This is a genomic window from Streptomyces sp. NBC_01176 (assembly GCF_045039825.1).
GTDB lineage: Bacteria > Actinomycetota > Actinomycetes > Streptomycetales > Streptomycetaceae > Streptomyces.
This window is the reverse complement of record NZ_CP108600.1, coordinates 3,489,608-3,503,139: the sequence shown is the minus strand read 5'-3', so window position 1 is coordinate 3,503,139 and position 13,532 is coordinate 3,489,608. Positions and strand designations below refer to the sequence as shown.

At 72.1% G+C, this 13,532-nt stretch carries 12 protein-coding genes; 10 read left to right on the top strand and 2 right to left on the bottom strand.

Annotated elements, in window-relative coordinates; all coding sequences use genetic code 11:
* Positions 1-24: 24 nt before the first annotated feature.
* From OG199_RS14840 to OG199_RS14825, 4 genes are read left to right on the top strand one after another with little or no spacing between them, the layout of a single operon-like run.
* Positions 25-927, top strand: a complete 903-nt coding sequence (locus OG199_RS14840; protein WP_356808474.1) for an ABC transporter ATP-binding protein — start codon at positions 25-27, stop codon at positions 925-927.
* Positions 924-1,730: an ABC transporter permease gene (locus OG199_RS14835; protein WP_405829837.1), complete on the top strand. Its 807-nt coding sequence runs from the start codon at positions 924-926 to the stop codon at positions 1,728-1,730. The genes OG199_RS14840 and OG199_RS14835 overlap by 4 nt, the downstream gene beginning before the upstream one ends.
* A 26-nt stretch (positions 1,731-1,756) precedes the next feature.
* Complete coding sequence (locus OG199_RS14830; RefSeq protein ID WP_356808478.1) at positions 1,757-3,013, top strand: sensor histidine kinase; 1,257 nt, start codon at positions 1,757-1,759, stop codon at positions 3,011-3,013.
* Positions 3,003-3,641 (top strand): response regulator transcription factor, encoded by a 639-nt coding sequence (locus OG199_RS14825; protein WP_356808480.1) that lies wholly within the window; start codon positions 3,003-3,005, stop codon positions 3,639-3,641. Before OG199_RS14830 ends, OG199_RS14825 begins: the two co-directional genes overlap by 11 nt.
* A 71-nt stretch (positions 3,642-3,712) precedes the next feature.
* Here the strand turns inward: OG199_RS14825 and glgX are convergent, their stop codons facing one another.
* On the bottom strand, positions 3,713-6,058 hold the full coding sequence (gene glgX / locus OG199_RS14820) for a glycogen debranching protein GlgX (protein WP_405829835.1): 2,346 nt from the start codon (positions 6,056-6,058) through the stop codon (positions 3,713-3,715).
* Between the two features lie 208 nt (positions 6,059-6,266).
* Between glgX and OG199_RS14815 the strand changes: the two genes are divergently transcribed.
* From OG199_RS14815 to OG199_RS14790, 6 genes are all read left to right on the top strand, one after another.
* The gene (locus OG199_RS14815) at positions 6,267-7,484 is read left to right on the top strand and encodes an Ig-like domain-containing protein (RefSeq protein WP_356808652.1); all 1,218 of its coding nucleotides are present in this window, start codon (positions 6,267-6,269) and stop codon (positions 7,482-7,484) included.
* A gap of 200 nt (positions 7,485-7,684) precedes the next feature.
* Positions 7,685-8,935 (top strand): Ig-like domain-containing protein, encoded by a 1,251-nt coding sequence (locus OG199_RS14810; protein WP_356808650.1) that lies wholly within the window; start codon positions 7,685-7,687, stop codon positions 8,933-8,935.
* An 87-nt stretch (positions 8,936-9,022) separates the two neighbouring features.
* Entirely contained in the window at positions 9,023-9,790 is a 768-nt protein-coding gene (locus tag OG199_RS14805; protein ID WP_356808648.1) for an enoyl-CoA hydratase-related protein, read from the top strand.
* Positions 9,791-10,100: 310 nt separating this feature from the next.
* On the top strand, positions 10,101-10,604 hold the full coding sequence (locus OG199_RS14800; protein ID WP_356808646.1) for an ATP-binding protein: 504 nt from the start codon (positions 10,101-10,103) through the stop codon (positions 10,602-10,604).
* A 96-nt stretch (positions 10,605-10,700) separates the two neighbouring features.
* Entirely contained in the window at positions 10,701-11,564 is an 864-nt protein-coding gene (locus tag OG199_RS14795) for a polysaccharide deacetylase family protein (RefSeq protein WP_405829832.1), read from the top strand.
* Positions 11,564-12,745, top strand: a complete 1,182-nt coding sequence (locus tag OG199_RS14790; protein WP_405829830.1) for a YncE family protein — start codon at positions 11,564-11,566, stop codon at positions 12,743-12,745. The genes OG199_RS14795 and OG199_RS14790 overlap by 1 nt, the downstream gene beginning before the upstream one ends.
* Positions 12,746-12,843: 98 nt before the next feature.
* Here OG199_RS14790 and OG199_RS14785 read toward each other — a convergent pair whose 3' ends face one another.
* Positions 12,844-13,479 carry a GNAT family N-acetyltransferase gene (locus tag OG199_RS14785; RefSeq protein WP_405829828.1) on the bottom strand — a complete coding sequence of 212 codons (636 nt, stop codon included), beginning with the start codon at positions 13,477-13,479 and terminating at the stop codon, positions 12,844-12,846.
* Positions 13,480-13,532 lie beyond the last annotated feature (53 nt).

The window sequence follows — 13,532 nt, the reverse complement described above, 5'->3', positions numbered from 1 at the left end:
CGGTCCCGCCGGGATGCTCGGGGCATGTCAGTCATCGAAGTCAGCGCACTGCGCAAGTCCTACGGCGGCCGGCCCGTCGTCGACGGTGTCTCCTTCGCCGTCGAGGAGGGCGAGATCTTCGGGATCCTCGGCCCCAACGGCGCCGGCAAGACCACCACCGTCGAGTGCGTCGAGGGTCTGCGGATCCCCGACGCGGGCCGTGTCCGGGTCACCGGGCTCGACCCCGTCGCCGACCACGAGGCCGTCAGCCGTGTCCTGGGCGCCCAGCTCCAGGAGAGCGAACTGCAGGCCAAGCTCACCGTGCGCGAGGCACTGGAGCTGTACGCCGCCTTCTACCCACGCCCCGCCGACTGGCGTCCGCTCGCCGAGCGCCTCGGCCTCACCGAGCGGCTCGGCACCCGGTTCGGCAAGCTCAGCGGGGGCCAGAAGCAGCGGTTGTTCATCGCGCTCGCGCTGGTCGGCGACCCACGGGTGGTGGTGCTGGACGAGCTGACCACCGGGCTGGACCCGCGGGCCCGTCGCGACACCTGGGAGCTCATCGAGGACGTCCGCGCCCGCGGTGTCACGGTTCTGCTCGTCACCCACTTCATGGAGGAGGCGGAACGGCTGTGCGACCGGATCGCGGTCGTCGACCGGGGGCGCGTGGCCGCGCTCGACACCCCCGCCGGACTGATCCGGCGCGCCACGCGTTCCACCGTCATCGGTTTCACCCCCTCGGCGCCGCTCGACGAGCGTGAGATCGCCGCACTGCCCCACCTCACCTCCGTCGTGCACCAGGACGGCCGGATCACGCTCGGCGGCACCGACGAGACCGTCGACGCCGTCCTCACCCTGCTCGCCCGCCACCACATCACCGCGCATCAACTCCGCGTCACCGACGCCACGTTGGACGACGCCTTCCTCGATCTGACGGGAGCGGAATCATGAGCACGACGAGCACGACCGGCACGAGGAACGAGACGACCCCGACCTCCGCGACGACCTCGAGGCGTACGACGACCCTGGCGGTGCTGCGCACCGAGGCCCGCCTCTTCCGGCGCGAACCCGCTTCCCTCTTCTGGGTCCTGGCGTTCCCCACCCTGCTCCTGGTGATCCTCGGCTCCATCCCCTCCTTCCGCAGGGCGGACGACGCGCTGGGCGGCATCCGCCTGGTCGACGCGTACGTCCCGGTGGCGGTACTGATCGCCCTGATCATGGCCGGCGTGCAGGCCATGCCGCCGGTCGTCACCGGCTACCGCGAACGCGGCGTCCTGCGCCGGATGTCGACGACCCCCGTCCGCCCCGCCGCCCTCCTCTCCGCGCAGATGGGCCTGCACGGCGCGGCGGCGCTGGGCTCGGCGCTGCTGTCGCTCGCGGTCGGCAGGACCGCCTTCGACGTTCCGCTGCCGCGCCAGGCGCCCGGATACGCCCTCGCCCTGCTGCTCGCCGCGGGGAGCGCGCTCGCGCTGGGCGCCCTGGTCTCGGCGCTCTCCCGCACCTCGAAGATCGCCAACGCCGTGGGTTCGGCGGTCTTCTTCCCGATGATGTTCTGCGCGGGCGTCTGGCTGCCGGTGCAGTCCATGCCGGACGCGCTCGCCCGGGTCGTGGAGGCCACGCCCTTCGGCGCGGCCGCGCAGGCCCTGAACCAGGCCGCGGCGGGCGACTGGCCGGCCTGGTCCCACCTGGGCGTGCTCGCGCTGTGGACGGTGGTGCTGTCCGGGGCGGCGGCCCGCTGGTTCCGCTGGGAGTGAGCGCGGCCGTGGACGACACTGGGGTCATGGAAGAGGACGTGGCGGGGGTCGAGCGGCGGTGGGCGGCGTTCAACCGCTGGGGACCGTACGGGCTGTTGGCGGTCGGCACGCTCCTGGCGGCGGCGACCACGGACCTGCTCGGCATGGACCGCGGCGACTGGTACGCGGTGACGTCCCTGGTCGCCGCCGGCCTGGTCCTGCAACTGTGCTGGGTGCGCGCGGTCCGCGACCGCCCGGAGCGATCGGCGGTGAGCGTGGGCTACTACGCCGTCCGCTGGGCGATCGCCTTCGTGCTCACCTGGATCAACCCGTTCTTCGCGTTCTACGCGGTCTCCGGCTACTTCGGCGTCCGCCGGATCCTGCCGTCCCGGCTGGTCAACGTCGGGCTCGTCGCCACCGCCGTCACGATGGCGGGCTCGGAGTCCGGCGGGCTCCCGCCGCACGGCGGGACGGGCTGGCTGCTGTTCTCGGCCGTGCTGGCCATCACCCTCGTACTGGTGGCCGCCTTCAACCGGCTGGCCCTCCAGGAGGACGAGCGCGCCCGCGTCCAGTCCGCCACCATCGGCGAACTGGGGCGCACCAACACCGCGTTGCAGCAGGCCCTCGACGAGAACGCCGCCCTGCACGCCCAACTCCTCGTGCAGGCACGGGAGGCGGGCGTCGCCGACGAACGGCGCAGGCTGGCGGCCGAGATCCACGACACCATCGCCCAGGGCCTGACCGGCATCATCGCCCAGCTCCAGGTCGTCGCGAACACCTCCGACCCCGGGACCGCCCGCGAACACCTGGGGCGCGCGTCGGACCTGGCCCGCCAGAGCCTCGGCGAGGCCCGCCGCTCGGTGCACAACCTCGCCCCGGTCGCCCTGGAGCACGACGGACTCCCGGAGGCGCTGGACAAGACGGTCGCGGAATGGGGCCGGCGCACCGGCGTACGGTCGGAGTTCACGCTCACCGGCACGGCCGAGCACCTGCACGAGGAGGTGTCGGCGACCCTGCTGCGCATCACCCAGGAGGCCCTGTCGAACGCGTCGCGCCACGCCCGTGCCGCCCGCCTCGGCGTCACCCTCTCCTTCATGGGCGACGAGGTGACCCTGGACGTACGCGACGACGGCCGCGGCTTCGACCCGGTTGCCGTCCCCGAGCGCACCGGCAGCGGCGGCTTCGGCCTCGACGGCATGCGGGCCCGCGCCGAGCGCATCGCCGGCTCGCTCACCGTCGAGTCGGAGCCCGGGCAGGGTACGGCGGTGTCGGCTCGCGTACCGTTGGTACGCCATGAGCGATGACGCGATCACCCTTCTCATCGTCGACGACCATCCCGTCGTACGGGACGGGCTGCGTGGCATGTTCGAGTCCGCGCCGGGGTTCACGGTCCTCGGCGAGGCGGCCGACGGAGTGGCGGCGCTCGCCCTGGCGCAGGCACTCGACCCGGACGTCGTCCTGATGGACCTGCGCATGCCGGGCGGCAACGGCGTCGCGGCCATCGCGGAGCTCACCCGCCGCGGCGCCCGCGCCAGGGTCCTCGTACTGACCACGTACGACACCGACTCCGAGACGCTGCCCGCGATCGAGGCGGGCGCGACGGGCTATCTGCTCAAGGACGCCCCGCGGGACGAGCTGTTCACCGCGGTGCGCGCGGCGGCCGAGGGCCGCACGGTGCTCTCCCCGGCGGTGGCCTCCCGGCTGGTCTCGGCCGTGCGCACCCCCACGACCGCGCAGGACTCCCTCTCGGCCCGTGAGCGCGAGGTGCTGGCGCTGGTCGCCAAGGGCACGTCGAACCGCGAGATCGCCCGTGTCCTGTTCATCAGCGAGGCCACGGTCAAGACCCATCTCACGCACCTGTACGCCAAGTTGGGCGTCAACGACCGGGCGGCCGCGGTCGCGGTGGGCTACGACCGGGGCATCCTCGGCTGACGGCCGTCCCGCCCTCCCCGGCGGACGCCCGGCCCGCTCGCGCCGCCCCGGTCACCTCACCTCACCTCACCTCACGCCACGACCCGCAGCAGCAGCACCGCCCGGGCCGGCACCGTGATCGTCACCCCCGCCCGGTGGACCATTCCCGGCGACGCGCCCTGCTCCTCCGCCGAGGTGTCGACCACGACCTCGTAGCGCTGGGCCCACGGCGGCCCCGGCAGCACGAAGGCCGCCGGCCGGTCCCCGGCGTGCAGCACCGCGAGGAAGCTGTCGTCCACCACCGGCGCTCCCCGGGCGTCGCGCCCCGGTATGTCCCGCCCCGACAGATACATGCCCAGCGTCCCGGCGGGCGCGTACCAGTCGCGTTCCGTCATCTCCGCACCGCGCGCGGTGAACCACGCCAGGTCCCGCAGCCCGTCCACGGAGTGCGCCCGGCCGGAGAAGAACGCCCGCCGCCGCAGCACCGGATGCCGGTGCCGCAGCGCGATGAGCCGGGAGGTCAGATCGAACAGGGCCCGCCAGCCCGGCTCCTCCAGCAGGCTCCAGTCGACCCAGCTGATCTCGTTGTCCTGGCAGTACGCATTGTTGCTGCCGCGCTGCGTCCGCCCGAACTCGTCCCCGGCGACCAGCATCGGCACCCCGGTGGACAGCAGCAGCGTGGTCAGGAGGTTCCGCAACTGCCGCCGCCGCAGGGCCCGTACGCGTTCCTCGTCCGTCTCCCCCTCCACCCCGCAGTTCCAGGCACGGTTGTCGTCCGTGCCGTCCCGGTTCCCCTCCCCGTTGGCCTCGTTGTGCTTGCGCTCGTAGGAGACGAGGTCCCGCAGCGTGAAACCGTCGTGCGCGGTCACGAAGTTCACGGACGCGTACGGCCGCCGACCGCCCCACGCGTACAGGTCGCTCGACCCCGACAGCCGGTACCCCAGATCCCTCACGTCCGGCAGCGCCCCCCGCCAGAAGTCCCGCACCGCGTTGCGGTACCGGTCGTTCCACTCCGTCCACAGCGGCGGGAAGGCCCCTACCTGGTAGCCGCCCGATCCCACGTCCCACGGCTCCGCGATCAGCTTCACCCGCCGCAGCACCGGGTCCTGCGCGATGACGGCCAGGAACGGGGACAGCATGTCCACGTCGTGCATGGAGCGGGCCAGCGCCGCCGCCAGATCGAAACGGAAGCCGTCCACGCCCATCTCGGTCACCCAGTACCGCAGGGAGTCCGTGATCAGCCGCAGCACATGCGGCTGCACCACGTGCAGCGTGTTCCCGCACCCCGTGTAGTCCGCGTACCGCCGGGCGTCCGACTGGAGCCGGTAGTACCCCCGGTTGTCGATCCCGCGCAGCGACAGCATCGGCCCCAGCTCGCCCGCCTCGGCGGTGTGGTTGTAGACCACGTCGAGGATCACCTCGATGCCGGCGGCGTGCAGGGCCCGCACCATCCGCTTGAACTCGCCGACCTGCCCGCCCGTCGTCCCCGAGGCGGCGTAACCCGCGTGCGGGGCGAAGTAGCCGATCGAGTTGTAGCCCCAGTAGTTCTTCAGCCCCCGGCGCAGCAGATGGTCCTCGTGCGCGAACTGGTGCACCGGCAGCAGCTCCACGGCCGTGACCCCGAGCGCGACCAGGTGCTCGATCGCCGCGGGGTGCGCCAGCCCGGCGTAGGTGCCGCGCAGCTCCTCCGGAATCCCCGGGTGCAGACGGGTGAAGCCCCGTACGTGCAGCTCGTAGATGACCGAGTCCGCCCAGGGGGTCTTCGGACGGTGGTCGTCCGCCCAGTCGTCGTCGTCCTGGACGACGACGCCCTTGGGGACGTACGGCGCGGAGTCCCGGTCGTCCCGCACGGTGTCCGCGACCTGCTGCTGCGGCCAGTCGCGGACATGCCCGTACACCTCCGGGGGCAGACTGAAGTCGCCGTCCACGGCGCGGGCGTACGGGTCCAGGAGCAGCTTCGCCGGGTTCCAGCGGGCGCCGGTCCAGGGGTCCCAGCGGCCGTGCACGCGGTAGCCGTAGCGGCGGCCCGGCAGCACGCCGGGGACGAAGCCGTGCCAGATCTCGTGGGTCAGCTCGCTGAGCGGGACCCGGGTCTCGTGGGTCGCGCCGTCCCGCTCGTCGAAGAGACAGAGGTCGACGGCCTCCGCCCCGCCCGCCCACAGCGCGAAGTTGGTGCCCGCGACGCCGTCGGGACCGACCCGGAAGCGTGCCCCGAGCGGGGTCGGCGCACCGGGCCACACGGCCACGGCGGGCGCCGGCCGCCGGGACCCGTTCAACAGCGGTGCGGGCAGCACGCCGTCGGGCAGACGCTTCTCGCGCACACCGCTCTCGGGCCCGTGTTCCTCCCGCACACCGCTCTCGGGCGCGCGTCCTTCCCGCGCTCCGCCGTCGGGGGCACGCCCCTCCTGCACTGCCTCCTGCTCGGCTGCGCTCGACACCGTTCAGCCTCCCGCGGCTCGGTGGGCGGCCCGAAGAGGAGCGCACGGCGTCCCGGCCGCGGCTCCTCGTCGCGTCGTCCTCCCCACTGTTCTGCCCAGAGCTTGGCTCGCACTCACGTTTCCCCGGAGGTGCGCGGTCGTTGGGCCCTCTGTACCGCATTTTCCGAGGGCGATCCCCTGCCCCCGGCCGGAAGGACACGAGGTTCGCGTGAGGCATACGACATTGGGCCCCCGGCGCGCGGGGGCCGCCCTGGCCGCCGCACTGACCTGGGCGGCCCTGCTGGCGGGAGCCGCCGGCTGCACCTCGGGCACGATGGACGAGGTGCTCGGCAAACCCCCCGCCGCCGAGGACGTCATCCAGGTGTCCCCGGCCGACAACAGCAAGGACGTACGAGCCCGGCAGGAGCTACGGGTACGGGTGGCGGACGGCCGGCTGGAGTCCGTGCGGGTCGTCAAGGACCAGGACGCACAGGAGTCCGCGGTGCCCGGCCACCTCACCGCCGACGGCCTGGCCTGGCAGCCCGACGCCCCCCGGCTGGCCCTGGGCGCCAAGTACACCGTGGACGTGGTGGCCCTCGACGGGCACGGGCGGCGCACGGCGCGGCACACGACGTTCACGACGTACGTCCCCGAGGAGCGCTTCATCGGCTACGCGACGCCGGAGAACCGGTCCACCGTCGGCACCGGCATGATCGTCTCACTGGAGTTCAACCGGGAGATCCGCAACCGGGCCGCCGTCGAGCGCGCGATCCACGTGGAGGCCAGCCCCGCGGTCGAGATCCGCCCGCACTGGTTCGGCAAGGACCGTCTCGACTTCCGGCCCGAGAAGTACTGGAAACCGGGGACCGAGGTGACGGTCGACCTGCGACTGCGCGACGTGGAAGGAGCGCCGGGCGTGTACGGACTCCAGTCCAGGACCACCGGCTTCACCGTCGGCCGCAGCCAGGTCTCGCTCGTCGACGCTGCCGACCACACCATGGAGGTCCGCCGCGACGGCGACCTCCTCACCACCGTGCCGATCACCGCGGGCTCCCCCGAGAACACGACCTACAACGGGAAGATGGTCGTCATGGAGATGCTGGAGGTGACACGGATGAACAGCCGCACGGTCGGGTTCGGCGGCGAGTACGACATCCCCGACGTCCCGCACGCGATGCGGCTCACCGACTCCGGGACCTTCCTGCACGGCAACTACTGGTCGGGGGACGTCTTCGGCTCCACCAACGTCAGCCACGGCTGCGTAGGTCTGCGGGACGTGAAGGGCGGCGGCTCCGACACCCCCGCGGGCTGGTTCTTCGACCGCAGCCTGATCGGCGACGTCGTCGAGGTCGTCCACAGCAAGGACAAGAAGGTCGCCCCCGACAACGGGCTCGGAGGATGGAACATGGACTGGGCGAAGTGGAAGGCGGGCGGCGCGGCGAAGTAGCCGCGGCGGGCTGCCGCCACCTGGGCGCGAGCGGGCGGGGACAGGCAGGAACCCGGCCCGCCCCCACACGGTTGAAGTTGGGACTGAACGGTGACAATCCCGGGGATCCATCGCTTCTGACCGTGTGATTAATTAGCGCGATACGCGCGGGGACGCGCTGGGGTGCGGGCCTGATCAGGCCGTGCGAGGGGAGAACAAACGTGAACGGGCGACCGATATCGGGGGCATCGGTTGGTGCGCGGACCCGGGGGAGCAAGGGAGTCCTGGCACTGCTGCTGGGTGTGCTGCTGCTCGCCGTGACCGCCTGCGGCGGGGGAGGGAGTTCGGACTCCGGCTCCGGCGAGGGCAAGGGCAAGAGCACCGGCAGCGCCGGGAAGGCGGACACCAAGGCCTCGCAGGCCGTGGTGACGATCGCTCCGAAGGACGGCAGCGACGGCGTGGCCACCAGCGGCGCCCTCAAGGTGACCGCGGCCAAGGGCAAGCTGACCGAGGTGAAGGTCGAGGACACCAAGGGCAAGGCGGTGGACGGGGCGATCACCGGCGGGGGAACCACCTGGACGCCGGCCACCCATCTCGCCGCCGCCACCAAGTACAAGGTCCACGCGGTGGCCAAGGACACCGACGGCCGTGAGGCGGCCGAGGAGTCCGCGTTCACCACGCTGACCCCGAAGAACACCTTCGTCGGTCTCTTCACGCCCGAGGACGGTTCCACGGTCGGCGTCGGAATGCCGTTCTCGGTCCGTTTCACCCGGGGCATCACGCACCCCGCGGACGTCGAGAAGGCGATCACGGTCAAGACCCAGCCGGCCGTGGACGTCCAGGGCCACTGGTTCGGCAACGACCGCCTCGACTTCCGGCCCGAGCAGTACTGGAAGGCCGGCACGAAGGTCACCGTCACGCTCAACCTCGACGGTGTCGAGGGCCGGCCCGGCGTCTACGGCAAGCAGGCCAAGACGGTGTCGTTCACGATCGGCCGCAGCCAGGTCTCGACGGTCGACGCGAAGACCCACAAGATGGTCGTCAAGCGCGACGGCAAGGTCATCAAGACCATCCCGATCACCACGGGCAAGCCGGGCTACGACACCTGGAACGGCCAGATGGTGATCAGCGAGCAGCTCCGGGTGACCCGGATGAACGGCGAGACGGTCGGCTACGGCGGCGAGTACGACATCAAGGACGTGCCGGACGCCCAGCGCCTGACCGACTCCGGCACCTTCATCCACGGCAACTACTGGGGCGGCGACGCCTTCGGCAACTACAACGCCAGCCACGGCTGTGTGGGCCTGCGCGACGTCCGCGGCGGCGGCGACCGCAGCGCGCCCGCCGCGTGGTTCTTCGACCACTCGATCATCGGTGACGTGGTGGTCGTCAAGCGCTCCAACGACCGTACGGTCGCCCCGGACAACGGCCTCAACGGCTGGAACATGTCCTGGGAGAAGTGGACCGCCTGACCGTCCGACCCGTCCTCGACACGGGCCCGGTGTGCTGTGACCCGGCACACCGGGCCCGTTGTCGTTAGCGCGCGTTAACCTGCCTGCATGACTGTGCATCTCGAAGTGGCCGAAGGCGTCGGCACGATCCGCCTGGACCGCCCTCCCATGAACGCGCTGGACATCGCCACCCAGGACCGCCTCAAGGAACTCGCCGAGGAGGTCACCCGGCGTACGGACGTACGCGCGGTGGTCATCCACGGCGGGGAGAAGGTGTTCGCGGCGGGCGCGGACATCAAGGAGATGCAGGCCATGGACCACGCGACGATGATCGTCAGGTCCCGGGCCCTGCAGGACTCCTTCAGCGCCGTGGCCCGCATCCCCAAGCCCGTCGTCGCGGCCGTCACCGGGTACGCGCTCGGCGGCGGCTGCGAGTTGGCGCTCTGCGCGGACTTCCGCATCGCCGCGGACAACGCCAAGCTCGGGCAGCCGGAGATCCTGCTCGGTCTGATCCCGGGCGCCGGCGGCACCCAGCGGCTCTCCCGGCTGATCGGACCCTCCAAGGCGAAGGACCTCATCTTCACGGGCCGGATGGTGAAGGCCGACGAGGCGCTCTCGCTCGGGCTGGTGGACCGGATCGTCCCCGCCGCCGAGGTGTACGCCGAGGCGCACACCTGGGCCGCGAAGCTGGCGCAGGGACCCGCGATCGCGCTGCGCGCGGCGAAGGAGTCGATCGACACGGGTCTGGAGACGGACCTGGAGACCGGACTCGCGGTGGAACGGAACTGGTTCGCGGGCCTGTTCGCGACCGAGGACCGTGAGCGCGGGATGCGCAGCTTCGTGGAGGAGGGTCCGGGCAAGGCGAAGTTCCTCTGACGGGACGCCGCCGACTCCGCGGAAAATCACCCGTCAAGTTCGGCTGATCCACTTGCAGTTGACTCGGTGTCTTACCCGGTGTCCCCCGAAGGGCTGGATTATGCGGTCCTTAAGGCAGCCTTAAGGCTGCCTTGCGGGGGACCTTCGGCGATTGCCTTTCGGGGTGGACTCGTTGCAGGTCGGGAGGGTTGTGGCGGGCTCCGAACTGCCTCTGGCATATGCCGATCGGATGGTGTGGAACGAATGCTTCCGGGGGGCGTATTCCTCCGGAACGGCCCCCAGGTGCTGCCTGGGCGGCCATGATGGGGGCATGGCGGGGCTGGAGGGTATGGAACAGCCGCGGCGGCACGCGAGTGCGACCGCGGCGCGCTGGTCGCCTGCGGTCGAGGACGAACGGGCGCTGAAGGCGCTCGAGTTGTTCGGCAACCCGACCGAGGCGGAGGTGCCGCTGCCGTCCCGCCCCGAATCCGCCGCCACCGCACGCCGGCTCACCCAGGTCGTCGTCCTGCGCCAGTGGGGACTCTCCCCGAAGATGACCGAGGACGCCGTGTTACTCGTGTCCGAACTCGTCGGCAACGCCGTACGGCACACGGGCGCCCGGGTCTTCGGACTGCGGATGCGGCGGCGCCGGGGCTGGATCCGCGTCGAGGTCCGCGACCCCTCCCGGGGGCTGCCCTGTCTGATGCCGGTCCAGGAGATGGACCTGAGCGGGCGCGGTCTCTTCCTCGTCGACAAGCTCTCCGACCGCTGGGGCGTCGACCTCCTGCCGCGCGGCAAGACGACCTGGTTCGAAATGCGCGTCGCCGACCGCTGACCGTGACAGAGCTCCGGGCGCGGGCCCGGGGCAGGGCCGCGACCCGCACCCCGCCCACCGGTCCAATAGCCCGTTTTCTTACCATTACGCCCTTAAATGGTGCGGGTGACCACGCCCGCCCGCCCCCCTCAGCACTCCACCGAAGAGAGCGTCGCGCGTGCCGCGCCGGACCGGCGCGCGGCGCTGCGTTCAGGCGTCGCACTCGCCGCCGGGACCTTCGCCGCCGGGCCGCTCACCGCCGGCTGCGCCGCGCCCGGCGCCGTCGCCCACCCGCCCGCCGCGTCCCGCGCGTCCGGCACACCATCGGCCACGCACCCGGCCGCGCCGCCCGCCGCACCCACGCCCCGGCGGTTCCCGCAGCAGCCCGCCGAGATCACCCACGGCCCCCGCGACCGCCCCCGGGTCGCCCTCACCTTCCACGGCCAGGGCGACCCGGCCGTCGCCAGGACGCTGCTCGGCGAGGCCGAGAAGAGCGGGGCCCGGGTCACGGTGCTCGCGGTGGGGACCTGGCTGGACGAACACCCGGACCTGGCCCGGCGGATCCTCGACGGCGGCCACGACCTCGGCAACCACACCCTGCGCCATCTCGACATCAACGCGATGTCCGAGGCGGACGCGGACGCGGAGATCAGGGGCTGCGCGGAGCGCCTGCGCCGGCTGACCGGATCCATCGGCACCTGGTTCCGGCCCTCCCGCACCCCCCGTGCCTCCCCGGTCGTCGAACGGCTCGCCCGCGGTGCGGGCTACCCGCACGTCCTCTCGTACGACCTCGACTCGCTCGACTACACCTCGCCGGGCGCCCCCGCCGTCACCCGCCAGGTTCTCGGCGGGATCCGCAACGGGTCCGTGGTGAGCCTGCACTTCGGGTACGCGGACACGGTCGCCGCGCTTCCCGCCGTCCTGGAAGAACTCGGCCGCCGCAAACTGCGCGCGGTCACCACCACGGAGCTGCTGAGCTGATGCAACGCAACCGCAACCACCTCCAGCGCGCCCTGATCGCGGGCGCCGTGCTCGCCGCCCTCGCGGGCTGCAGCGGTGAGTCGAAGGACCAGGCGAACCAGGCCACCGGTACCCAGGCCGCCGTCCGGCCGGCCCAGCCGAAGAAGCCGGAGGGCCTGCCCGGCATGCCCCCCGTGCTCGACCCCAAGGACGTCTACGCGGCCGACCGCGCGAACCGGCTGTCCCCGGTCGTCAAGGACTTCCCGTCCCGCGTCTACGTGCCCAACACCAACTCCAACACGGTGTCCGTCATCGACCCGAAGACGTACAAGGTCATCAAGACGATCCGGGTCGGCGTCCAGCCCCAGCACGTCGTGCCCTCCTGGGACATGAAGACGCTCTGGGTCAACAACGACCGGGGCAACTCCCTCACCCCCATCGACCCGAGGACCGGCAAGGTCGGCAAGGCCGTCGACGTGAACGACCCCTACAACCTGTACTTCACGCCGAACGGCAGGTACGCGATCGTCATGGCCTCCCTCGACCGCGAGCTGGTCTTCCGCGACGCGCACACCATGGTGCGCAGGAAGACCGAACCGGTCAGCTGCTACGGCGTCAACCACGCCGACTTCTCGCCCGACGGCCGGTACTTCATCGTGTCGTGCGAGTTCAGCGGTGAGCTGCTCAAGGTCGACACCGAGAAGATGAAGGTCGTCGCGCAGGAGAAGCTCCCCCTGCGCGGCGCCATGCCGCAGGACGTGAAGATCTCCCCGGACGGCAAGAAGTTCTACGTCGCCGACATGGTGGCCGACGGGGTGTGGGTCCTGGACGGGGACAAGTTCGGCAAGCCGACGCTGCTGCGCACCGGCAAGGGCTGTCACGGCCTGTACGTCAGCCGGGACTCGCGGGAGATGTACATCTCCAACCGGGGCGAGGGAACGATCTCCGTCTTCGACTTCGCGCAGGACAAGCTGATCAAGAAGTGGCGCCTGCCGAACGGCGGCAGCCCCGACATGGGCGGTGTCTCGGCCGACGGCAAGGTGCTGTGGCTGTCAGGGCGCTACAACTCCGAGGTGTACGCCATCGACACGCGCTCCGGAAAGCAGCTGGCCCGCATCCCGGTCGGCAGCGGCCCGCACGGCCTGGCCGTCTACCCGCAGCCGGGCCGCTACTCGCTCGGCCACACCGGCGTCTTCCGCTGACCCGGGCACGGCCGCGCCGGGCCCCTCGCCCGGCGGCCGTGACCGAGGCGAGCGGCGCCCGTGAGAGCGACCCGTTCTACGACCCCCGGCACCGGGCCTCAGGGCGCGGTGAGCAGCGCCTCCGCGCCCACCGGACGGTAGCCCGCCGCCTGGAACGCCCGCAGACCGCGGGCGTTGCCCGGCGCCACCTGGACCCAGACGGGTTCGCCGGCGAGCTGTCGCGCCGCCGCCGCGAGCGCCCGCCCCAGCCCCCGGTGCCGTACGCCCTCGTCGACCTCGACCGCGGCCTCCAGCCGTCCCGCGACCCCGCGCCCGAGGACGAGCACCCCGCCCCCGGCGGCCCAGACGCGGACGTCGTCCCGGTGCCGCCGGGCCCGTACCGCACGGGGATGTCCCCGGTCGCCGATCTCCGCCAGGTCCACCGCCGGCCGCCCCGGCGCCGGAGCGGCGGCCAGCAGCAGGTCGACCGTGTCGTGGGAGCGCCCCGTACGGTCCATGAACGCGGCCAGGAACCGGGGGTTCACGGCCGCGGCGAGCGCGTCGCAGCCGACCCCGGCCAGCGTCTCGCGCACCCACCGGGGATCCTCGTCGGTGAAGACGACGGAGTGCGCCGTGAAGGCGAGGACACCGGCGTCCCTGGGGGTGTGTTGCGGTACGACGGTCGTGGAGCCGTCGGGCGGGGGGAAGACGCCACGGGCCGCCGCGCCCAGAATGCCGCGCAGAGTGTCACCCATCCCCGTACTCTTCCCGCCGCTTGAGTCTCCACCCACTGGAAGGCCCAGACTCG

Bases quoted from the DNA above. Each gene is read 5' to 3' on its own strand.
- OG199_RS14805 (WP_356808648.1), top strand. From the start codon at position 9,023: ATGACTGTGCATCTCGAAGTGGCCGAAGGCGTCGGCACGATCCGCCTG.
- OG199_RS14835 (WP_405829837.1), top strand. From the start codon at position 924: ATGAGCACGACGAGCACGACCGGCACGAGGAACGAGACGACCCCGACC.
- OG199_RS14830 (WP_356808478.1), top strand. From the start codon at position 1,757: ATGGAAGAGGACGTGGCGGGGGTCGAGCGGCGGTGGGCGGCGTTCAAC.
- OG199_RS14840 (WP_356808474.1), top strand. From the start codon at position 25: ATGTCAGTCATCGAAGTCAGCGCACTGCGCAAGTCCTACGGCGGCCGG.
- OG199_RS14785 (WP_405829828.1), bottom strand. From the start codon at position 13,479: ATGGGTGACACTCTGCGCGGCATTCTGGGCGCGGCGGCCCGTGGCGTC.
- OG199_RS14800 (WP_356808646.1), top strand. From the start codon at position 10,101: ATGGCGGGGCTGGAGGGTATGGAACAGCCGCGGCGGCACGCGAGTGCG.
- OG199_RS14790 (WP_405829830.1), top strand. From the start codon at position 11,564: ATGCAACGCAACCGCAACCACCTCCAGCGCGCCCTGATCGCGGGCGCC.
- OG199_RS14795 (WP_405829832.1), top strand. From the start codon at position 10,701: ATGGTGCGGGTGACCACGCCCGCCCGCCCCCCTCAGCACTCCACCGAA.
- OG199_RS14825 (WP_356808480.1), top strand. From the start codon at position 3,003: ATGAGCGATGACGCGATCACCCTTCTCATCGTCGACGACCATCCCGTC.